We start from the raw sequence: 20,505 nt of genomic DNA, 5'->3' as shown, positions 1-20,505 counted from the left end.
CGCGCCGCCCCAACGGCGACGCGGTTCGGCGCTGCCCTGTCGAAGCCGTCTGTTCGCCCAACCCTACTTGCTGTTCGCGTAGGCCTCGTATGCCCGGATGACGTCGTCGGTAGGCCCGTCCATCCGCAGAACGCCGGATTCCAGCCAGATCGTCCGCTCGCAGGTGTCCCGCACCGAGGAGAGCTGGTGGCTGACCAGGAACACCGTGCCGGCGCCCTCCCGCAGCTCCCGCACCCGCTGCTCGCTGCGCTTGCGGAAACCCTTGTCGCCGGTGGCGAGCGCCTCGTCGATGAGCAGCACGTCGTGCTTCTTGGCGGCGGCGATGGAGAACCGCAGCCGGGCCGCCATGCCGGAGGAGTACGTGCGCATCGGCAGGCTGGCGAAGTCGCCCCGCTCGTTGATCCCGGAGAAGTCGATGATCCCGGCGGCCTGCTGGGCCACCTCGTCGGGGTGCATGCCCATGGCCAGACAACCGAGGGTGACGTTGCGCTCACCCGACAGGTCGTTGAGCAGGGCGGCGTTCACGCCGAGCAGCGAGGGCTGCCCCTGGGTGTGGATCGCGCCCCGGTTGACCGGCAGCAGGCCGGCGATGGCCCGCAGCAGGGTGGACTTGCCGGAGCCGTTGCTGCCGATCAGCCCGATCGCCTCGCCCCGGTACGCGGTGAACGAGACCCCCTTCACCGCGTGCACCTCCCGCACGTTCGGCGCGGACGTGCGCTTGACCAGCCGGCGCAGCGCGGCCACCGGCGTGGTGCCACCGGTGGCACCCTTGTGCACCCGGTAGATGATGTGCGCGTCGTCCACCACCACGGTGGGGATCCGTTCCTGCGTCAGCACGGGCAGGGAGACGGTCGCCTCGTCGGTGGCCTGCATGTGATCAACCACGGCCGTACTCCTGTTCGCCGCGCCAGAAGTAGATGTAGCCGCCGATCCCGCCGACCAGCGCCCAACCGGCCCCGACCAGCCAGAGCTGGGTCAGCGACTCGTTGAGCAGTGGCGGCTGATCGAGCAGCGCGTAGCGGGCCAGCTCGATGTAGACCAGCAGCGGGTTGAACTGGACCAGCGTCGTCGCCCAGCCCGGCAGCCGATCGAAGAGGGTGACGCTGTAGAGCACGCCGGAGCCGTACATCCAGGTGCGCAGGATGAACGGCATGACCTGCTTGAGGTCGCTGGCCTTGGCGCCCATCCGGGCCACCAGCAGCACCACGCCGGCGTTGAACACCGCCTGCAGCAGCAGGGCCGGCACCAGCATCAGCCACTTCAGGGTGATCGGTTCCCCGGTGACCAGCACGATGCCGAGCAGCACCACCATCGAGGCCAGCAGCTGCTGGAACTGGGTCACCGTGGTGGACAGCGGCAGGCTGGCCCGGGGGAAGTGCAGCGCCCGGATCAGCCCCAGGTTGCCGCTGATCGACTGGGTGCCGGCCAGCACCGCGCTCTGGGTGAAGTTGAAGATGAACAGGCCGGTGGTCAGGTAGCCGATGAAGTTCGGGATGTTCTCGTTCTGCGCCAGCACCACCCCGAAGATCAGGTAGTAGACCGCCGCGTTCGTCAGCGGGGTGAGCACCTGCCAGAGCTGGCCCAGCTTGGCGTTGCTGTACGAGGCGACCAGCTTGGCGTTGGCGTACGCGGCGATGAAGTGCCGGTAGGCCCAGAGTCGGCGGCTGTACTCGACGAGGGTGGGTCGCTCACCGGCGACCCGGAGCCCGTGCCGAGCGGCCAGCTGCGCCTGGGTCAGGCCCGTGTCGGGGTCGACCAGCGCGGTGGTGGCCATGGAAATGGCGCTCCGATCTTTCGTGCAGACGGGGTTGCTCGCGACGATGGAATCCTAGTGGGAGCTGTGCGCGGAGCGCCGCCTCGTCGCTGCGTGGACAGTAGTCCGAAACACGTCGGGACGCAACCGTACCGTCGTTGCGCTACGCTGGTCGTCGTGACCTGCGAGAAGAGTCCCTGGTGACGACCGAGAAGAGGCGCGCCCCGGCCGGCGCGGCGGTGCTGCGTGGTGAGATCACCACGGCCATCCGGCGCGCGCTGATGCAGGAGCTCGCCGAGGTTGGCTACGGCCGGCTCTCCATCGAGGCGGTGGCCCGCCGGGCCGGCGTCAGCAAGACGGCGGTCTACCGGCGGTGGAGTTCGAAGGTCGAGCTGGTGCTGGAGATCGTCGCCGCCGCGGCGCACGGCAAGCTGCCGGTGCTGGACACCGGCACCCTGCGCGGCGACCTCGCGCTGCTCTTCCAGGCGGTGGCGCACGCGCTGCGGCATCCGCTGGCCTCGCAGATCATCCCCGACCTGCTCGCCGAGGCCGCCCGCAACCCGGCCATCGACGAGACCCTGCGTCAGGTGCTGCACGCCCGCCAGCAGGAGGTCGGCGGCCGACTCGTCACTCGCGCCGTGCAACGCGGCGAGCTGCCCGCCGACACCGACCCGGACGCCGCCGTCGACCTCATCATCGGCCCGCTCTACTGGCGGCTCGCCATCGCCCGCGCTCCGATCACCGACACCTACCTCGGCACCCTGGTCGAGTCGGTGGCCACCGGGCTCGGCGCCGAACCGGCCGTGCCTCGGCCCCGGGGCGCGGTCGCCCCGTCGGCGCACGCCTGACCGCCCGACCCTCGCGCGGCCCGGCGCTCGCACTCAGCGGGGCGCGTCGACCGGAAGTCGGGAGACGATGTGCCGGGCGATCTCCAGCGAGCTGGTCGCGGCGGGGGAGGGCGCGTTGAGCACGTGCACCTGCCGGTCGGCCTCGACGATCAGGAAGTCGTCCACCAGGCCGCCGTCGGGAAGAATCGCCTGCGCCCGCACGCCGGCGCCGGCCCGGACGATGTCGGCCGGGGTCAGCTCCGGCACCAGCCGGGCCAGACTGTCCGCGAAGCGCTTCTTCGACAGTGACCGGGCCACCTCGGTCAGGCCGTAGCGGTAGTGCCGCCGACCCAGCGCCCAGAGACCGCGGTAGGAGAGCTCGTCCCAGATGTCACGCGGACTGATCCGGCCCCAGGAGTAGCCCTCGCGGGCGGTGGCCAGCACCGCGTTCGGGCCGGCGTGCACACTGCCGTCGATCATCTTGGTCAGGTGCACCCCGAGGAAGGGGAACTGCGGGTCCGGCACCGGGTAGATCAAACCCCGCACCAACCCCTGCCGCTGCGGGACCAACTCGTAGTACTCGCCCCGGAACGGCACGATCCGCACCGGCGTCGGCACGCCCGCCAGCCGGGAGATCCGGTCGGCGTGCAGGCCGGCGCAGTTGATCAGGACGTCCGCGGTCACCTCGCCGCCGGTGGTCGTGACGACCACACCCTCCGGACGGGTGGCCACGCCGGTGACCTCGGTGCCGGTGCGCAGGTCCGCCCCGCCCGCGGCGAGCAGCTCGGCCAGCTTGCGGCAGACCGCGCCGAAGTCGACGATGCCGGTCGAGGCGACGTGCAGTGCGCCGACGGCCGCCACGTGCGGCTCGTACTCGGCCGCCTCGGCGCCGTCGATCAGACGGGCCGGCAGGCCGTTGGCCAGGGCGCGCTGGTGCAGGTCGTGCAGCCGGGGCAGCTCCGCGGCGTCGGTGGCGACGATCAGCTTGCCGCAGATGTCGTGCGCCAGCCCGTGCTCGCGGCAGAACTCGACCATCGAGGCGCTGCCGGCCTTGCAGAGGGTGGCCTTCAGGCTGCCGGGCTTGTAGTAGACGCCGGCATGGATGACGCCCGAGTTGTGACCGGTCTGGTGGGCCGCCCAGCCGGCCTCCTTCTCCAGGACCGTGACCGGGTCGCCGGGCCGGTCGGTCATCAGCCGGTGTGCCACCGCGAGGCCGACGATGCCGCCGCCCACCACCACGAACCTGGTCATGTCATCTCCCCTGCCGGTCGCCGCGACCGATGGTAACCAAGCCCCTCCGCGCGCCCGACTGGCCCACCCCCCGTGGGCTTGGCCTAGACTGCTCCGGGTCCATCCTCTCTGGGAGTCACATGTCTGAGGTCATCGCGCTCGGTCAGCCCACGGTTGGCGAGGCCGAACTCGCCGCCATCGCCGAGGTCTTCGCCTCGGGCTGGCTGGCTGGTTCCGGGCCAACCTGCCGTCGTTTCGAGGAGCGCTTCGCCGTCGTCGCCGGCACCCGGCACGCCCTCGCCACCAGCAACTGTGGTTCCGCCCTGCATCTCGCGCTGCTCACCCTCGGGGTGAAGCCCGGCGACGAGGTGATCGTCGGTGACTACACCTTCCCGGCCACCGGCCACTCGGTGATGTGGACCGGCGCCACGCCGGTCTTCGCCGACGTGCGGCCGGACACCTGGACCGTCGAACCGGCCGCCGTCGAGGCCGCGATCACGCCGCGTACCGTCGGCATCATCGCCGTCGACGCCTTCGGGCAGCCGGCGGACTACGACGAGCTGCGCGCCATCGCCGACAAGCACGGGCTGTTCCTGGTCGAGGACGCCGCCTGCTCGGCGGGCGCCACCTACAAGGGCCGCCCGGCCGGCAGCCTGGCCGACATCGCCACCTTCAGCTTCCACGGCCGCAAGGGCATCACCGCCGGCGAGGGCGGGGCGTACGTCACCGACCGCGAGGACCTCGCGGCCCACGCCCGCAAGCTGCACACGTACGGGGTGGAGGGGGCGCTCACCCGGGCCGAGCTGTCGCACCTGCCGATCCCGACCTTCACCGAGCTGGGCTACAACTACCGGCTCTCCGACATCTCCGCGGCGATCATGCTCGCCCAGCTCGACCGGCTGCCCGACCTGCTGGCCGCCAAGCGCCGCACCGCCGCCCGCTACGGTGAGCTGCTCAAGGACCACGAGCTGATCACCACGCCGTACGAGGCTCCGGACCGCGAGCACCCCTGGCAGTCCTACGTGGTCACGCTGGACCCGTCGGTCGACCGGGGAGCGGTCGCGCTGGCACTGCGCGAGCGCGGGGTGCAGTGCACCTTCGGCACGTACGCCTCGCACGCCCAGCCGCTCTACGGCCAGACCACGCCCTGCCCGGTCTCGGCGGACCTGTTCGTCCGGCACCTGGCCATCCCGATGCACGCCAACCTCACCGACGACCAGGTCGAGACCGTCGCGGCCACGCTGATCGACGTCGTCAACACCGCGGCCACCAGCCGCTGATCCCCCAGGAAGGACACGCTCCGCCATGTCGAAGCAGACCGTCTTCATCACCGGAGGCGCCGGTTTCATCGGCCTGCACGTGGTACCGCTGCTGTTGGAGAAGGGCTACCGGGTCCGCATCTTCGACAACATGACCCGTGGCGACCGGGACCGTATCGCGGAGCTGGTGGCGACCGGCGACGTCGAGCTGATCGAGCAGGACGTCCGCTACGGCGGCGCCGTGCACGCGGCCATGAAGGGCTGCGACTACGCGATCCACCTCGCCGCGGTCTCGATCAACAAGAGCCAGGCCGACCCGCACGAGTCGATCGACATCAACATGGTCGGCAACCACAACGTGTTCGCCGCCGCCGCCGACCACGGCGTCAAGCGGCTGGTCTTCGCGTCGTCGGCGTCGGTCTACGGTGACCCGAAGAAGCTGCCGATGCACGAGGACGACCGGCTCGACCCGCTCACCCCGTACTGCATCTCGAAGCGTGCCGGTGAGGACCTGCTCGGCTTCTACCAGCGCAGCAAGGGCCTGAACTGGGTCGCCCTGCGGTTCTTCAACGTCTACGGCCCGGGCCAGAAGCCGACCGCCTACTACACCTCGGTGATCAACCACTTCGTGAAGCGGTTGAAGACCGGTCAGCCGCCGGTCATCGACGGCAAGGGTGAGCAGTCGATGGACTTCATCCACGTCCACGACATCGCCCGCTCCGTGGTCGCCGCGCTGGAGTCCGAGCAGGGCAACGTGCCGGTCAACATCGGCACCGGCATCGACACCTCGGTGGCCACCCTCGCCGAGATCCTGATCAAGGCGGTCGGCGTCGACGTGGAGCCGCAGTTCAGCCCGCGTGAGGTGCTGGTCAGCCGCCGGGCCGCGGACATCACCCGGGCCCGCGAGGTGCTCGGTTGGGAGCCGACCATCGCCGTCGAGGACGGGATGACCGATCTGATCAAGACCGAGGTGGCGTGACCCAGCCGTCGTCCGCCGGGAGTCCGTCTTCGCACGGGCTCCCGGCGAACCCGTACAACCCGCACGCCTGGGTCATCGGCGAACCGGTGATCGGCGCGGGGACGTGGATCGGCGCCTTCACGGTCATCGACGGTTCCGGTGGGCTGACCATCGGCGCCGGGTGCGACATCAGTTGCGGCGCGCAGATCTACACGCACTCCACGGCTCGGCGTTGCGTATCGGGTCGTGCCTATGCTTCGGTGGACCGGGCGCCGGTGATGATCGGCGATCGCGTCTTCATCGGGGCGAACGCGACCGTGATGATGGGCGTCACCATCGGTGACGGTGCGGTCGTCGGCGCGGGCGCCGTGGTCACCAGAGACGTGCCACCGGGAGCGGTTGTGACGGGGGTCCCGGCTCGGGTGGTCTCCACAGTCGAGTTGGACGGCGGCGATGTCCGGTTCGTCCCTGTAGCGGAAAGCTAGGAGTCCCCCTCCGTGCGTATCGCAGTCGTCAACAACTTCTTTCCGCCGCGCGCCGGCGGAAGCTCCCACCTGTCCGAGTCGCTCGCCCGCGGTTACGCCGCCGCCGGGCACGAGGTGCTGGTGCTCACCGCCGCCTACCAGGACGCTCCGGCGGTCGAGGAGCGCGACGGGATGCGGATCGTCCGGCTGCCGGCGTTCATGCTGCCGGAGACCCGGCTGGCCGTCAGCTTCGACATCTCGTTCACCAGCCGGCCGAGCGTGCTGCGGCGGGTCCGCACACTGCTCGACGACTTCCGGCCGGACGTCATCCACCAGCACGGGCAGTTCTTCGACCTGACCTGGGCGACCGCGCTCTACGCGCGCAAGCGTCGGGTGCCGGCGCTGCTCTCCATCCACACCCGGCTGGAGAACCCGCAGGCCCGGTACGCGAGGGTGTTCCGTGGCCTGGACGCGACCATGGTCAAGCCGTTCATGTGGCGCAGCAAGCCCCGGCTCGTGGTGATGGACGTGCTCATGCAGGAGTACATCGAGTCGCGCTATCGCGGCGCGCATTCCGGCCTGGTGCCGATCCCGGTCGGCGTGGATCCGGACTGGGTGGTCGGCGGCAACGGTCAGCGGGTCCGCGACCGTCACGAACTGGGCAACGCGCCGGTGATCCTGTCGGTGGGCCACGTCATTCCGCTGCGGGACCGCGTCGCGCTGGTCGAGGCGCTGCCCGAGGTGCTGGCCGCGGTGCCGGACGCGAAGCTGCTCATCTGTGGGCAGGTCTACTACCAGCACTTCGCCGAGCGCGCCCGTGCGCTCGGCGTCGAGCACGCCGTCATCGCGGCGGGCAAGGTGCCCAAGAGCGAAATCCCGGACTACCTCGCCGCCGCCACGGTGGAGTCGCACGAGCAGGGGCTGGGCCTCGGCACCGCGACCCTGGAGGCGATGGCCGCCGGGGTCCCGGTGGTGGCGCCCGCGCGGGCCGACAACTTCCCCGGCATCGCCCTCCGCGATGGGGACAACGTCCTGCTCTGCCAGCCGGGTGACGTCCGGGGTCTGGCGCAGCGGCTGATCGCCGCGCTGACCGACCAGGCCCTGGCCAAGCAGATCGGGGTCAACGGTCAGGCTCTGATCCGCGAGCGGTTCAGCCTGGACCGGGTGCTGCACCTGCACCTGGAGGTGCTGAGCGAGATGGCCGCTTCCCGGGGCCGCTGACCCGGCGTACGTCAAACACCGGTGCCCCCGATCAGCAGATCGGGGGCACCGGTGTTTTTTGACGTCGGTATCCCGTGGAGGTCGTCTCTCGCGGATTGTCGCCGGGGCGGAAACCGGTCAGCGGGTGGCGACCGGTGTGTCGGCACCCGAGCGCGGCGCGGGCACCTGCTCCACCCGGACCGCCGCCGCGGCCTCGTCGAGCTCCGGGCCGGCAGCGCTCTCCCCGGTCGCCTTCTGCAACTGCCGCATCCCGGACAGGGCGGCGATGCCGGCGGCGAGCAGGTCGGCCACGGTGAAGATCAGTCGGGAGGCTAGCGCGATCCCGGTCGCCGCTCCGATGCCGCCGGCGCTGGTGAGGAAGGGCGCCATGGTGGCGACCAGCACGGCCTCCCGGACACCCAGCCCGGAGGGGGAGAGGAAGGCGAACATCCCGACGGTCATCGCGATGGCGAACGACCCGATGCTGCGGAGCAGGCCGCCGAGGCCCGGTGCGGCCTGGGCGTTGGCCAGCAGCCACAGGTGCACGCCGAACAGGGTGTAACCCAGGGCGCTCCAGCCGACCACCCGGAGCACGCCGGGCAGGGTGAGCTTGTGCTGCAGCGGCGGTCGGCGCAGCACCTTGAGGGTGAGCTGGATGAGCCGGGTCAACACGGCCGGAACGGCGCAGAGCAGCGCGATCGGGAAGAGAACGGCGACGATGTAGAGCGCGACGCGTACCGGCTCGGCGTACTCGGCGCCGGAGTCGGCGGTCGCGTCGAGCAGCGAGGGCAGGCTGAGCAGCCCCACGCCGAGCGCGGCGACGACACCGAGGCCCAGTGCCACGAGAGTGGCCAGGAAGGCCCGAGCCCGCGGCAGGCCAGCGCGCCGGCCCAGCTCCATCTGGAGGACGTAGGCCCAGACGCTGCCCGGGATGTACTTGCCGAGCTGGCCGACCATGCAGATCCGCAGGGCGGCCGGCACGGACACCCGGTGCTCCAGGTCAGCCGCGGCGGCCCGCCAGGCCATCGAGTTGGCGAACATGCCGGCCAGCACCGCCAGCACGGCGAGCACCACCGAGGGCCACGCCAGGTCGACCCAGGTCTGCTTCACCTGCGGCCACTGGCTGACGACGCTCCAGGTCATGCCGGCCGCGATCGCCACGATGACCACCACCCGGACGGCCAGCGAGAGCCAGCGGGACTTCGCCGTGGCGGCCCCGGTGGCCGGTGCGGGTACCGTTTCGACCTGCGTCGCGGTTTCTGCCACGGCCGTCCTGTCCTTTGGTCGTCTTTGACCCGTCCGGGTCCCTGCACAATTCGCCGAGACTAGCGCAGTGTGCCGCGTACCACGAACCGAGGTTGACCGCGAGTCGGAACGGGTTCGGCCGTAGATGGATTCGCGTCGCGGTGGTCCAGGTGTGCCGGGCATCTCCCGCGCTGCTACGGTCTGCACGCTGCCCCATACCTCAAGGAGAGCTGTTGTGATCCCGATTTCCGTCGTCAAGCTGGACGAGGCGGCCGAACGGTTGGCGGTCGAGGTGATCCGCTCGGGTGTCATCGCGCAGGGGCCGATGGTGGCCCGACTGGAGCGCGAGTTCGCCGACCTGGTCGGCGTCGAGCACGCGGTCGCCGTCAACAACGGCACGACCGCCCTCGTGGCCGCGCTCCAGGTGCTCGACCTGCAGCCCGGCGACGAGGTGGTCACCAGCCCCTTCACCTTCGTCGCGACCCTCAACGCGATCCTCGAAGCGGGCGCCACCGCGCGGTTCGCCGACATTCGCGAGGATGACTTCTGCGTCGACCCGGCGGCGTTCGCCGACGCCATCGGCCCACGCACCCGGGTGCTGATGCCGGTGCACCTGTACGGCCAGCCGGCCGACATGGACGCCATCGCCCCGTTGGCCCAGAAGCACGGCCTGGGCCTGGTCGAGGACACCGCGCAGTCCCTGGGCGCGACCATCTCCGGCCGCGGCGCCGGCAGCTTCGGTCTCGGCACCTTCTCGCTGTACGCCACCAAGAACCTCACCACCGGTGAGGGCGGCATGATCACCACCAACGACGCGGTGCTCGCCGACCGTTTGCGCGTGCTGCGCAACCAGGGCATGCGGCAGCGCTACCAGTACGAGGTGGCCGGTCACAACTACCGCCTCACCGACCTGCAGGCCGCGCTGGGCATCCCGCAGATCGCCGCGTACGGCGAGAACGTCAAGCGTCGTAAGGACAACGCCGCCCGGCTCTCCGCCGGCCTGGCCGACGTCCCGGGGCTGCGCGTGCCGACCGAGCTGCCCGGCCGGTCGCACGTCTGGCACCAGTACACGGTGCTGGTCACCGACGAGGCTCCGGTGAGCCGCGACGAGGTGATCGCCCGGCTGACCGAGAGCGGCGTGGGCTGCGGCATCTACTACCCGAAGACGGTCTACGACTACGACTGCTACCGCGACCACCCCCGGGTGATCGCGGACCCGGCGCCGGTGGCCGACCGGGTGGTCCGCCAGTGCGTCTCCCTGCCGGTGCACCAGCACCTCACCGACAGCGACCTCGACCAGGTCGTCGAGGCCGTCCGGAAGGCGGTCGGCGCGTGACCGCCAAGCTGCGTTTCGCCCTGGTCGGCACCGGGGTCATGGGTTCGCTGCACGCCCGGGTGGTCGCCCAGTCCGACCGGGCCGAGCTGGCCCGGGTCATCGAGCCCCGGCGCTCGGTGGGCCAGCAGGCCGCCGAGCGGTACGGGGCCGACTGGTCCCCGGACGCCGACGACCTCACTGACGTCGACGCCGTGGTGATCGCCGCTCCCACCGAGTTCCACCGCGGTCTCGCCGAGCAGGTCCTGGCCGCCGACAAGCCGCTGCTGATCGAGAAGCCGGTCTGCGGCAGCCTCTCCGAGACCGAGGAGATCGTGGCGACCGCCGAGAAGCGCGGCGTGCCGCTGCTCTGCGGGCTGCTGGAGCGGTTCAACCCGGCGGTGCTGACGGCACTGGCCCTGGTCCACCGCCCGCTGCACCTGACCGCGACCCGGCACTCGCCGTACGCGCCGCGGATCCGCACCGGGGTCGCCTGGGACCTGCTCATCCACGACGTCGACCTGGCGATCCAGGCCTTCGGCGGAGAGGAGCCGACGACGGTCCGCGGCACCTTCGGCCACTTCCACCCCGACTCGCTCACCGAGGCGGAGGACGTGGCGGAGACCGTGCTGTCCTTCGGCACCGGCGCGTTGGCCAACGTGTCGGCCAGCCGGATCGGGCAGCGCAAGGTACGGACCCTGGTCATCAACGAGGTCGACCGGCTGATCGAGGCCGACCTGATCCGCAAGGACGTGACCATCTACCGGCACGTCTCGCTGGACGCGGCCACCCCGGACGGCCGCGGCTACCGGCAGCAGAGCATCATCGAGGTGCCGGAGCTGATCACGAATCGCGAGCCGCTCGCCGCCCAGCTGGACCACTTCCTGGACATCGTCGCCGGCACCGCCGACGCCGACGTCGAGCGGCAGCGGATCCTGCCGGCGCACCGGGTGGTGGGTCGGCTCTTCGCCGACAACGGCCGCTGACGGACGAGAAAGGGCGGGGCGACCACGGTCGCCCCGCCCTTTCGTGTGTCCGGTCGGTGAGCGTCGCCCGGTGAGCGTCGCCCGGTGAGCGTCGCGCGGTGAGCGTCGCCCGGTGAGCGTCGCCCGGTGAACGTCGCCCGGTGGGCCGCACCGGGCTACGCTCCCTCGACTATCGCCCGACGAGCCGGATCACGCCCACGGGCGGTCGGTCAGCCGGCGGACGCGCACGCCCGTCCCGCGTCGGTGACCTGGTAGATCTTGATCCGGCCGAAGCGCTGCACCAGCGTGACCTTGTCGCTGGCGTCGAGGGACGCCTGCTTGTAGTTCTTCGTCGCGGCGGGAATGGCGCGCTTGCCGACGACGACGTACTCGACGCCGAACCGGCGTACGTCGCAACCGGCGGGCTCCGCACCCTCGGTGCCCACGAGCCAGTGGAACGCGGCCCAGCGGCGCTCGTAGTCGTTGTCCGCGGCGGTGAGGCCGGGCAGCGGCGGGATGCCGAACAGCAGCGGGTTCTTGTAGTCGGCGTACGCCCAGGACATGAACTCGCGGTGCCGGTCGTAGGCCACCGTCCTACCGGGCGGGGTGTTCTCGCTGAGCCATTCGTAGGTCTGGACGTACGAATTGCCGAGCGGCGCCCTGTTGATCATGGCCGTCCGCAACGGCTTCCAACTCGACGGCACGGCGCCCATCCCGATGAGCGCGAGCACCAGGACCGTCGCGGCCACCGCGGCCGGCACCGCCGAGTCGCGCAGGCCGTGGGCCTTGGCCACCAGCCGCGACACGAGCCACTGGATCGCGATCCCGATGACGACCGCACCGACCACCGTCAGGACGCCGTAGACCGGGAAGATCATCGAACGGACCCGCTCGCGGACGCCGTACCAGAGACCCGCCAGCGTGGCCGCGGCGGTCGACTCGGAACTGGTGGTCCAGATGCCGATGGCGGTGAAGACGGCGCCGGCCACGAACCACGGCCGGGCCCAGCGCAGCCGGGGGATGAACAGGCAGAACGGCGAGACCAGCAGGCAGGCCATCGTGATGACCACGGCGACGCTGATCGGCGACATCGTGAAGACGAAGTCCTTGCTCGGCACCAGCGGATAGCCGAAGAGCGCGTAGCGCTGGGGGTGGGTCACCCAGTACTCGAACGACTTGTCCCACATGTTCGGCAGGGCGGGATTGTTGGAGGTCCGTTCGCCGTTCGCACCGAGCAGGGCACCCAGCAGCGGCAACAGTGGCAGCAGCGCGGCGACGACCATGGTGCCGAGGGCGGTGGCGCCGGCACGCAGCCTGAACGGCGCGCGGAGCGCCAGCACCACGCCGATCGTGAGGACCCCGATGAACAGGACGTCGTAGGTGTGCGTCATGACCAGGCCGGCGCCGGCGAGCCCGGCCAGCAGCCCGAGCCGGATGGGGTGCGGGCCGCGCAGGGCGAGTGCCACCAGCAGCGCGATGGCGCCCGCCATGGCCGGGGCGGTCTGCTCGTTGATCCGCCCGTTGATCACGGAGACCCACATCGGGCCGATGAAGGCGGGCGCGGTCGCGGCGCAGGCGGCGACGACGGGCCGGGCGCCGAGCGCCCGGGCGCAGCCGTAGACACTGGCCACCAGGGCGAGCGGGCCGAGGATGATGGACCAGGCGGCCATCGCGGTGCTGATGTGACCGCCTGTGATCTGGACGGCCTGAGCCCAGGAGATGTCGGCGGACAGCGGGTAGAACGTGCAGGAGACCGAGACCTCGTTGACGCCGGACGTGCACGCCGAGGTGACCATGACGCTGCCGGTGTCCAGGATGCGGCGGGTCAGGAAGCCGTGGTTCATGGCGTCCCAGCCGGGTGGGGCAACGAGCCGCCCGAGCATCAACCAGCCGAAGGCGATGGTGATCGCCGACGGGATGGCGACGCCGGCCATGTCGACCCAGCGGGGGCGGACCGAGGGGAGCCGGCGGAAGCGTGCGCGGAGACTCGGCCGCCCGGCCTCCCCGTCCGCGTCGCTCAGCCCGAGCCAGAACAAGCGGGACGCGACGACCGCGGCGCCGGCCAGCACCAGCTCTGCGACGAGCACCGCCAGGGCGCTCCGGGGCAGGCCCAGCGTCGGCAACCACGCCATTCCGACCGTGACCAGACCGAGGGTGGTTGCCGGGGCGGCGGCCCACACGGCCCACCGGTAGCGCCCCGGGGGGAGGGCGAAGCCGAGCACCGCACCGGGCACAAGTGCCACGACGAGGGCGATCAGGGTTGTGAACACGCAGATCCTTTCTCGGGGGACGGTAATCACCGCGGCCACCGCCGTGATCGATTGCTGCGTGGGCGGCCGTCGCTTGGGCCAGGCGGCCGGCCCAGTATAGGAACCGGCGACCGACGAGGTTCTATCGAGACCGCGCGCCATCCGCGGCGATCCCGACGCTCTCCGGCGGGGCGGATTCGCGCCGGCGCGGATGGGCGACGATCCGGACCCCGGAGGACTTTTCGCCTGACGCTGGGGCACCCGAACGATACCGGCGCGTTCCTTCGCGTTAAGGTCACACCAGCGCGGTGGCGGGTGGCCGCGGGAGTGCCGGTTGCCGTCACGGGTCAGGAACGGTGGGGGGCAGGTGGGCTGCCTCGTGCCGACCGGTCCTCCGTCGGTGCCTCTGTGAGGGGCGTACCGGCGACGCCCGGCACGCCCACGATCGCAGCAGAAGCGGGGGATCCAGGCCGTCACGGCGCCAGTGGTCCGTGGAGCCAGTCGTCGATCTCTAGGGAGCTAGTCCTTGTTCGGTAAGTTGATGGGACCGGCGGGAGTCGCCGCCCGCGGCGCGCTGCTGCTGCTGGCCTACGTCGTGATGCTCGTCGCCGGTGCGCTCGGCTGGGCCGCCGTTTTCACGGTGGCCGGGCTCGCCGCTCTCGGCGGCGAATACGCGCTCGCCCGCTGGTCGCCCGCCACGCACACCCTTCTTGAGAAAGTCGGCCTGCGCGGGGATTACCGCCAGCTCACCCGGGACCTCGCGATCGTCCTGCTGGTGGTGGCCACGGTCCGCCCCGGCGCGGGGGAGCTCAGCCTGATCCTGCTGCTGCCGGCCACGGTCTGGTTGATCTCGGTCTTCGCCGGCGCCCTCGCCACCATGATCGACCGGCGCAACCCGACCTCGGCGCTGGTACGCAACATCGACCTCGGGCCGCTGCGCTCCGCGCCCCGTCCACCGGAGTGGGCGTCGTGGCTCGCCGGTGACCGGCTGGCCCTCGTCAACGTGGTGCTGGCACCGGCCGCCGTGGTCGCCGCCGTGCGTGACACGGCCGCGCCGGTGCTGGGCGCGGGACTGGTGGCGGTGCTCGCCGCCGCGGTCGTCGGTGGGATCGTCGCGCTGACCTGGCTGCGCGGCCGGGGCTCCGGGCAGAGCCCGCTGCTGCCCGCCGTCCAGCGCTGGCTCGACGCCCACCGGCCCGAGGTGGCGCTCTACTTCGCCGGCCCGGCCAAGGACGTCTACCAGGCGAACATGTGGCTCGCTCCGACCGAGGCGCTGGAGCAGCGCGCGGTGGTGCTGATGCGGAGCCGGGAGGCGTTCAACGAGCTCGCCGACACCCGACTGCCGGTGATCTGCGTGCCGGCCGGGGTGGACTTCATGAACCTCGAACTCGGCAGCGTCCGCGCGGCGCTCTACGCGGCGAACGTCGGCGCGAACATCCACATGCTCCGCGAGCCGGGCATGAAGCACGTCTTCGTCGGGCACGGCGACAGCGACAAGGCCGCCAGCGTCAACCCCTACAGCAAGGTGTACGACGAGGTCTGGGTCGCCGGTCTCGCCGGTCGGGAGCGATACGCCCGTGCCGGGGTGGGCGTGCTCGACAGCGACATCGTCGAGATCGGGCGCCCGCAGCTCGCCGGCGTGCACACCTTCGGTGCGGAGTCGGTCGATCGGCCGTTCACCGTGCTCTACGCCCCGACCTGGGAGGGGTGGCTGGACGACGACCCGTACCACACCTCGCTCGTGCTGATGGGTGAGCGGATCATCAAGGGTCTGCTGGCGACGAAGCCCGAGGTGCGCGTGATCTACAAGCCGCACCCGCTGACCGGCTCCCGCTCCAAGGAAGCCAAGGCGGTGCACGAGCGGCTGGTGGACCTCATCCGCGGAGCCGGCGGTGACGCCGACGCGACCTCGCTGGACGGCACCCGACACCTCGTGGTCACCGGCCGCACGCCGGCGCTGTTCGACTGCTTCAACCAGACCGACCTGCTGATCAGCGACGTCTCCAGTGTGGTCTCGGACTTCGTGCAGAGCGAACGGCCGTACGTGGTGGCCAACCCGGGCGGCCTGCCGGAGGACGACTTCCGGCGGGAGTACCCGACCGCGCGGGCGGCGTACCTGCTCTGCCGGGACTGCGGCGAGCTGGAGAAGATCGTCGCCGTGACCCGGTCCGACGACGACCCGATGGTCGAGGCTCGGCGTGAGCTGAAGACGTACCTGCTCGGTCCGGCCGAGGCGAACTCGATGGACCGGTTCCAGGAGGAGATCGCCCGGCTCTGCCACTGACACGCCCGACACGAACGGCGGTGGACGGATGCGTTCCGTCCACCGCCGTTCGTCGTCGACTCAGCCCTGCCGCTGCGGCGGGTTGTCCACGTCCCGGGAGACCACCTCGCCGCTCTCGTCGACCCAGCCCTTGGGCCGGGCCGGGTTGCCGGCGACGAGCTGGTACGGCGCGACGTCCCTGGTCACCACCGAGCCGGCCGCGATCATCGCGTACTCGCCGATCTCGATTCCGCAGACCAGGGTCGCGTTCGCGCCGATCGAGGCGCCCTTGCGCACCAGCGTCGGGGTGATCTTCCAGTCGGGATTCTGCGCGCGGGGCCGGAAGTCGTTGGTGAACACGACGCACGGGCCGACGAAGACCTCGTCCTGGAGGGTCACCCCCTGGTAGACGGAGACGTTGTTCTGGATCTTGACCAGGTCGCCGACCGTGACACCGGCGTCGACGTACACGTTGCGGCCGATGACGCAGCCGGCGCCCACCTCCGCCGACGACCGGATGTGGGCCAGGTGCCAGACCTTTGTGCCGTCGCCGACCCGGGCGCCCTCCTCCACGTCGGCGGTGGGGTGGACGAAGACCGAGGGGGACGGGGAACTGCTGTCAGTCATCCTTCAACTCGCATGGGTCGCAGGGCGCGCCGGGCGCCGTCGGTGACCCGCGTCGGCATGCGCCGGGACGGCCGTCGGCCGCGCGGATCGGGGCTGCCACGCCCGCCCGGGCACGGAGCGTGGGGCCGGGGCGCGCGGGACTCGGCGTAGCATAGCGACCGCTCAGGCCAGCAGCGCCGCCACCGCGTCGGCGGCCGGCTGATCGGCCGGTAGCGTCCGCGTCGACACGACCGCCGTCACCGGCAGCGGGCCGTACAGGTGCGGAAAGAGCTCGCCGCCCCGCGAGGGCTCCCAGCGCAGCCGGTCGCCCAGCCGTTCCGGGTCCACCGTCAGCAGGGTGAGCCCGGTGACGCCGGTGAAGTGTCGCCGGGCCGTCTCCACCACCTGATCGGCCGCGGAGAGGTGGATGAAGCCGTCCTGCCGGTCCACCGCCGAGCCGACCAGGTGGCCGACCGCCCGGGCGTCGTCCCACTCCACCGTCGGCAGCAACTTGTAGATCACCGTGGCAGCCTACGTGGCCCGACAGGGCGTTTCGGCCGTACCGCCGCCGACGCCGGTCGCGGCCCGGCATGCTCAGGTGGAGCAGGCGGCGGGAGGGTGACGATGGAGAGCTACGACGAGGACTGGACCGAAACCCAGCGCGCGCTGTACGACGAGTGCTACCGGGCCGGTGGCGAGTGGGCGGAGGATCCGGACACCCCGTCCGACGACGTGCAGCACGTGATCAACCTGGCCGAGGCGGACGACGGCGCCTTCACCGACGCCGAGATCGACTACCCGCCCCTGGTCGACGCGGTGACCCAGGCCAGCGGGGTCAACGTCACCAGCGTGCCGGCCCGCCACGACGATCCGGGTTTCCGAGGCTTCGTCGACGGCGTGCGGGACGGCGTCAACGACGACGTCTTCGGCCTTTAAACCTTCCCCGGGGAGGCGGCCCTCCCGCTGACGGCGGCCTTCTGCCACCATTCGCAGGAAAGTACTGCGACGGACGGGGGCACGGGTGCGGATCCTGCTGGTGGAGGACGACCGCCGGGTGGCCGCCGCGCTCTCCTCCGCCCTCACCCGCCGCGGGTACCAGGTCGAGCACGCCGCCACCGTCGCCGCCGCGCTCGCCGCCGCCCCGTGCGACCTGGTGCTGCTGGACCTGACCCTGCCCGACGGGGACGGCACGGACCTCTGCCGGGAGCTGCGCCGGCGCAGCAGCCAGCTCGGCATCATCGCGGTGACCGCCCGGGGGGAGGAACGCGACCGGGTGCTCGGCCTGCGCCTCGGCGCGGACGACTACGTCGTCAAGCCGTTCTCGATGGTGGAGCTGCAGGCCCGCATCGAGGCGGTGCTGCGCCGGGCCGCGAACGCCGCACCGGAGCGGCACCTGATCGAGGCCGGCGCGGTGCGCATCGACGTCGCCGCCCGGACGGTGACGGTGGACGGCCGGGCGGTCACGCTGACCCGCAAGGAGTTCGACGTGCTGCTCTCGCTGGCCCGGCAGCCCGGGGTGGCGGTGCCCCGCGACCGCATCCTGCTCGACGCCTGGGGCACCACCTGGACCGATCGGCACACCGTCGAGGTGCACGTCGGGTCGCTACGCGGCAAGCTGGGCGACGCCGGCCTGGTCGAAACCGTACGCGGGGTCGGTTACCGGCTGCGCGATGCGTGAGGGGTTGCCGTGCGCCGTCGACTGGTGATCAGTTATCTGCTGCTGATGGTGCTCGTCCTCATCGCCCTGGAGACCCCGCTGGCCATCACCCTGGCCAGCCGCGAGACCGAACGGGTACGCGCCGACCGGCTCGCCGACGCCACCCGGTTCGCCTCGCTGGCCGGGCCGGCGTTGCGCGGCGGCGGACCGGGCCCGCTGGAGGCGGAGCTGCGCAGCTACGACGAGCTGTACGCGATCGGCGCCGCGGTCGTCGACCGGGAACGGGGCACGGTCGTCGCCTCGGCGAGCTGGCGGCCGGCCGCGGGGACCACCACGGCGCTGGACATCGCGCTGTCCGGGCAGCAGACCAGCGCCCCCGCGTCGGTGTGGCCGTGGACGGTCGGCGCGGTGGTGGTGGCGGTGCCGATCAACGACGGCGGCGAGGTGCTCGGCGCGGTGGTGATCGTGACCCCGGCCGGCCCGATCAGCCGGGCCGTCACCGCCTGGTGGCTGCTGCTCGCCCTGGCCGGTCTGCTCGTCGTGCTGGCGTGCGTGCTCACCGCGTTCGGGCTGGCCGGCTGGGTGCTGCGCCCGGTCACCGAGCTGGACGCGGTCACCCACGAGATCGCCGAGGGCGACCGGAGCGCCCGGGTGCTGCACCGGCTCGGCCCGCCGGAGCTGCGCCGGCTCGCGGCGAGCTTCAACCACATGGCCGACGTGGTCTCCGACGTGATGGACCGGCAGCGGGCGTTCGTCGCGCACGCCAGCCACCAGCTGCGCAATCCGCTCACCGCGCTGCGGCTGCGGGTGGAGGAGCTGGGTCCGAGCCTCACCGACCCGGAGGGGCGCTCCGAGCATCGGCTGGCGTTGGAGGAGACCGACCGGCTGGCTCTGGTGCTCGACGCGCTGCTGACCCTGGCCCGGGCCGAACGCGAGGAGAACGAGCGGGTCACCGTGGACGCCGCGGCGGTGGCCGCGTCCCGGGTGGCCGCGTGGGCGCCGCTGGCCCGGCACCGGTCGGTCGCGCTGCGGCTCGTCACGACCGACGCCCCGGCGTACGCCCGGACCGTGCCGACCGCCGTCGACCAGGCGCTGGACGCGTTGATCGACAACGCGGTGAAGTTCAGTGGAGCCGGCGGGGCGGTGACGGTGACGGTGGCCGGCCGCGACCACGGGGTGGCCCTGGAGGTGCGCGACACCGGTCCGGGCATGACCGAGAGCCAGCTCGACCAGGCCACCGAGCGGTTCTGGCGGGCACCGGACGCGCAGAACGTGGATGGCGCCGGGCTCGGCCTGACCATCGCCGCCGTGCTGGTGGACGCCTCCGACGGGCGGCTCACCATGCGCGTCGGTGAGCCGCGCGGGCTGGTCGCCGGCCTGTGGTTCCCGGCGCCTCAGCCCGCCCCCGAGGCGGAGCCGACGGACGAGGAAGCGGCCGTCGATCTACGGTCGACGCTCTCCCGGTAGCGGGCCGGGCGTCAGGGTTTGGCCGCGCGGTACCAGGCCGCGGCTCCGGGGTGCAGCGACAGCGGGGCGGTGGCGATCGCCGAGCGGGGGCTCATCCGTCCCGCCGCCGGATGCGCGGCGCCCAGCTCGGCCCGGCGCTCCATCAGCAGCCGGGTCACCTCCCGGACCAACCGCTCCGGCAGGTCGGCCTGGACGATCAGGTAGTTCGGGTTGGCCACGGTGGTCACCGGGTCGACGCCGTACGCGGAGCGGGGAATGTCCCGGGAGACGTAGACCTGGCCGTAGCGGGCGCGCAGCGGCTCCACCCACTCGCCGAGGTCCACGATCCGGGTGGCGCTACGCCCGGCCAGCTCCTTGATGCCTCGCACCGGCAGCCCGCCGGAGAAGAAGAAGGCGTCGATCCGCCCGGCGCGCAGCGCGGTCACCGAGTCGTCCAGCCCGAGCCGCTCCTGGCGTACCCCGTCACCGCCGAGCCCGGCCACCTCCAGCAGCCGGATCGCGGTGATCTCGGTGCCCGATCCGGGGGCGCCGACGGAGACGCGCCGGCCGCGCAGGTCGGCGACGGTGCGGACCGGGCCGCCGGCGGTGGTCACCAGGTGCAGCTGGTCGTCGTACACCCGGGCGACGGCGTCGACCGTGGGACTGTCCGCCGTGGTGGTGGGCAGCACGTCGGCCTGGGTGAAGCCCAGCTCGGCCGAGCCGGAACCGACCAGCCGGACGTTCTCCGCCGAGGCGGCGGTGACGACCACGCTGGCCCGCACGTCGGGCAGCTCCCGGTTGAGGATGGCCGCCAGGGACTGCCCGAAGGCGTAGTAGACGGCGGTGGGGCTGCCCGTGGCGATCCGGATCGGCAGCGGCTCGGCCGGGGCGTCCCGGCAGCTGGCGGCCCCGGCCAGGGTCGCGGCCAGCAGCAGCGTCAGCAGCGCCGCCGTCACCGGGCGGCGGTGACCGGGCCGGCTGGGCGAGGTACGACTCACGCGGTGCACTGTGCGCCGCCGGACCGGTGGACGCAAGCCCGGAGCCGACCGGTGGGTGCCATCCCGGGGTCCG

Annotated in this window: 19 protein-coding genes; 11 read left to right on the top strand and 8 right to left on the bottom strand. The window is 71.9% G+C overall.

What is annotated here, in order from left to right; genetic code table 11:
• Positions 1-63: 63 nt before the first annotated feature.
• Positions 64-873, bottom strand: a complete 810-nt coding sequence (locus EAD98_RS16280; RefSeq protein WP_121654911.1) for an ABC transporter ATP-binding protein — start codon at positions 871-873, stop codon at positions 64-66.
• 4 nt (positions 874-877) lie between these two features.
• The gene (locus EAD98_RS16275; protein ID WP_121654910.1) at positions 878-1,774 is read right to left on the bottom strand and encodes an ABC transporter permease; all 897 of its coding nucleotides are present in this window, start codon (positions 1,772-1,774) and stop codon (positions 878-880) included.
• Between the two features lie 179 nt (positions 1,775-1,953).
• Between EAD98_RS16275 and EAD98_RS16270 the strand changes: the two genes are divergently transcribed.
• The gene (locus tag EAD98_RS16270; protein ID WP_233578825.1) at positions 1,954-2,601 is read left to right on the top strand and encodes a TetR/AcrR family transcriptional regulator; all 648 of its coding nucleotides are present in this window, start codon (positions 1,954-1,956) and stop codon (positions 2,599-2,601) included.
• A 33-nt stretch (positions 2,602-2,634) separates the two neighbouring features.
• On the opposite strand, the gene lhgO is transcribed toward EAD98_RS16270, so the two are convergent.
• Positions 2,635-3,831 carry an L-2-hydroxyglutarate oxidase gene (gene lhgO / locus EAD98_RS16265; protein WP_121654909.1) on the bottom strand — a complete coding sequence of 399 codons (1,197 nt, stop codon included), beginning with the start codon at positions 3,829-3,831 and terminating at the stop codon, positions 2,635-2,637.
• A 119-nt stretch (positions 3,832-3,950) separates the two neighbouring features.
• Here lhgO and EAD98_RS16260 point away from each other — a divergent pair, with 119 nt between their 5' ends.
• Genes EAD98_RS16260 through EAD98_RS16245 form a run of 4 tightly spaced genes read left to right on the top strand, consistent with a single transcriptional unit; the run spans position 3,951 to position 7,712 of the window.
• The gene (locus EAD98_RS16260) at positions 3,951-5,090 is read left to right on the top strand and encodes a DegT/DnrJ/EryC1/StrS aminotransferase family protein (protein ID WP_121654908.1); all 1,140 of its coding nucleotides are present in this window, start codon (positions 3,951-3,953) and stop codon (positions 5,088-5,090) included.
• A 25-nt stretch (positions 5,091-5,115) separates the two neighbouring features.
• Positions 5,116-6,048 (top strand): NAD-dependent epimerase/dehydratase family protein, encoded by a 933-nt coding sequence (locus tag EAD98_RS16255; protein ID WP_121654907.1) that lies wholly within the window; start codon positions 5,116-5,118, stop codon positions 6,046-6,048.
• The gene (locus tag EAD98_RS31585) at positions 6,045-6,512 is read left to right on the top strand and encodes a DapH/DapD/GlmU-related protein (RefSeq protein WP_121654906.1); all 468 of its coding nucleotides are present in this window, start codon (positions 6,045-6,047) and stop codon (positions 6,510-6,512) included. Before EAD98_RS16255 ends, EAD98_RS31585 begins: the two co-directional genes overlap by 4 nt.
• A gap of 12 nt (positions 6,513-6,524) precedes the next feature.
• Positions 6,525-7,712 carry a glycosyltransferase family 4 protein gene (locus EAD98_RS16245; protein WP_121654905.1) on the top strand — a complete coding sequence of 396 codons (1,188 nt, stop codon included), beginning with the start codon at positions 6,525-6,527 and terminating at the stop codon, positions 7,710-7,712.
• A gap of 117 nt (positions 7,713-7,829) precedes the next feature.
• Here EAD98_RS16245 and EAD98_RS16240 read toward each other — a convergent pair whose 3' ends face one another.
• Positions 7,830-8,957, bottom strand: coding sequence for a lysylphosphatidylglycerol synthase domain-containing protein (locus tag EAD98_RS16240; RefSeq protein ID WP_233583847.1), 1,128 nt, complete (start codon positions 8,955-8,957; stop codon positions 7,830-7,832).
• Positions 8,958-9,171: 214 nt separating this feature from the next.
• Here EAD98_RS16240 and EAD98_RS16235 point away from each other — a divergent pair, with 214 nt between their 5' ends.
• The gene (locus EAD98_RS16235) at positions 9,172-10,272 is read left to right on the top strand and encodes a DegT/DnrJ/EryC1/StrS aminotransferase family protein (RefSeq protein WP_199723427.1); all 1,101 of its coding nucleotides are present in this window, start codon (positions 9,172-9,174) and stop codon (positions 10,270-10,272) included.
• A complete protein-coding gene (locus EAD98_RS16230) occupies positions 10,269-11,234 on the top strand; it encodes a Gfo/Idh/MocA family protein (RefSeq protein ID WP_121654902.1) in 966 nt (321 codons plus the stop codon). Before EAD98_RS16235 ends, EAD98_RS16230 begins: the two co-directional genes overlap by 4 nt.
• 209 nt (positions 11,235-11,443) lie before the next feature.
• On the opposite strand, the gene EAD98_RS16225 is transcribed toward EAD98_RS16230, so the two are convergent.
• Positions 11,444-13,483, bottom strand: coding sequence for a DUF6541 family protein (locus EAD98_RS16225; RefSeq protein WP_121654901.1), 2,040 nt, complete (start codon positions 13,481-13,483; stop codon positions 11,444-11,446).
• Positions 13,484-14,003: 520 nt separating this feature from the next.
• On the opposite strand from EAD98_RS16225, the gene EAD98_RS16220 reads away from it, so the two are divergent.
• Positions 14,004-15,746 (top strand): CDP-glycerol glycerophosphotransferase family protein, encoded by a 1,743-nt coding sequence (locus tag EAD98_RS16220; RefSeq protein ID WP_121654900.1) that lies wholly within the window; start codon positions 14,004-14,006, stop codon positions 15,744-15,746.
• A gap of 60 nt (positions 15,747-15,806) precedes the next feature.
• On the opposite strand, the gene EAD98_RS16215 is transcribed toward EAD98_RS16220, so the two are convergent.
• Positions 15,807-16,352 (bottom strand): acyltransferase, encoded by a 546-nt coding sequence (locus tag EAD98_RS16215; protein ID WP_121654899.1) that lies wholly within the window; start codon positions 16,350-16,352, stop codon positions 15,807-15,809.
• 162 nt (positions 16,353-16,514) lie between these two features.
• Entirely contained in the window at positions 16,515-16,853 is a 339-nt protein-coding gene (locus tag EAD98_RS16210; protein WP_121654898.1) for a DUF952 domain-containing protein, read from the bottom strand.
• Between the two features lie 102 nt (positions 16,854-16,955).
• Here EAD98_RS16210 and EAD98_RS16205 point away from each other — a divergent pair, with 102 nt between their 5' ends.
• From EAD98_RS16205 to EAD98_RS16195, 3 genes are all read left to right on the top strand, one after another.
• A complete protein-coding gene (locus EAD98_RS16205) occupies positions 16,956-17,267 on the top strand; it encodes a hypothetical protein (protein ID WP_121654897.1) in 312 nt (103 codons plus the stop codon).
• Between the two features lie 85 nt (positions 17,268-17,352).
• Positions 17,353-18,009 carry a response regulator transcription factor gene (locus tag EAD98_RS16200; RefSeq protein WP_121654896.1) on the top strand — a complete coding sequence of 219 codons (657 nt, stop codon included), beginning with the start codon at positions 17,353-17,355 and terminating at the stop codon, positions 18,007-18,009.
• Positions 18,010-18,018: 9 nt separating this feature from the next.
• Positions 18,019-19,455, top strand: coding sequence for a HAMP domain-containing sensor histidine kinase (locus EAD98_RS16195; RefSeq protein WP_121654895.1), 1,437 nt, complete (start codon positions 18,019-18,021; stop codon positions 19,453-19,455).
• An 11-nt stretch (positions 19,456-19,466) separates the two neighbouring features.
• Here EAD98_RS16195 and EAD98_RS16190 read toward each other — a convergent pair whose 3' ends face one another.
• Positions 19,467-20,432, bottom strand: coding sequence for a TAXI family TRAP transporter solute-binding subunit (locus tag EAD98_RS16190; RefSeq protein WP_233578820.1), 966 nt, complete (start codon positions 20,430-20,432; stop codon positions 19,467-19,469).
• Positions 20,433-20,505: the final 73 nt, after the last annotated feature.

Source organism: Micromonospora sp. CV4 (genome assembly GCF_003667455.1).
GTDB lineage: Bacteria > Actinomycetota > Actinomycetes > Mycobacteriales > Micromonosporaceae > Micromonospora.
The sequence above is the reverse complement of the archived record's forward strand: the minus strand, read 5'-3'. Positions and strand labels throughout refer to the sequence as shown.

What these genes read in the sequence shown, in the direction of transcription:
- EAD98_RS16280 (WP_121654911.1), bottom strand. Translation starts at nt 873, where the DNA reads ATGCAGGCCACCGACGAGGCGACCGTCTCCCTGCCCGTGCTGACGCAG.
- EAD98_RS16275 (WP_121654910.1), bottom strand. Translation starts at nt 1,774, where the DNA reads ATGGCCACCACCGCGCTGGTCGACCCCGACACGGGCCTGACCCAGGCG.
- lhgO (WP_121654909.1), bottom strand. Translation starts at nt 3,831, where the DNA reads ATGACCAGGTTCGTGGTGGTGGGCGGCGGCATCGTCGGCCTCGCGGTG.
- EAD98_RS16260 (WP_121654908.1), top strand. Translation starts at nt 3,951, where the DNA reads ATGTCTGAGGTCATCGCGCTCGGTCAGCCCACGGTTGGCGAGGCCGAA.
- EAD98_RS16255 (WP_121654907.1), top strand. Translation starts at nt 5,116, where the DNA reads ATGTCGAAGCAGACCGTCTTCATCACCGGAGGCGCCGGTTTCATCGGC.
- EAD98_RS16220 (WP_121654900.1), top strand. Translation starts at nt 14,004, where the DNA reads ATGGGACCGGCGGGAGTCGCCGCCCGCGGCGCGCTGCTGCTGCTGGCC.
- EAD98_RS16215 (WP_121654899.1), bottom strand. Translation starts at nt 16,352, where the DNA reads ATGACTGACAGCAGTTCCCCGTCCCCCTCGGTCTTCGTCCACCCCACC.
- EAD98_RS16205 (WP_121654897.1), top strand. Translation starts at nt 16,956, where the DNA reads ATGGAGAGCTACGACGAGGACTGGACCGAAACCCAGCGCGCGCTGTAC.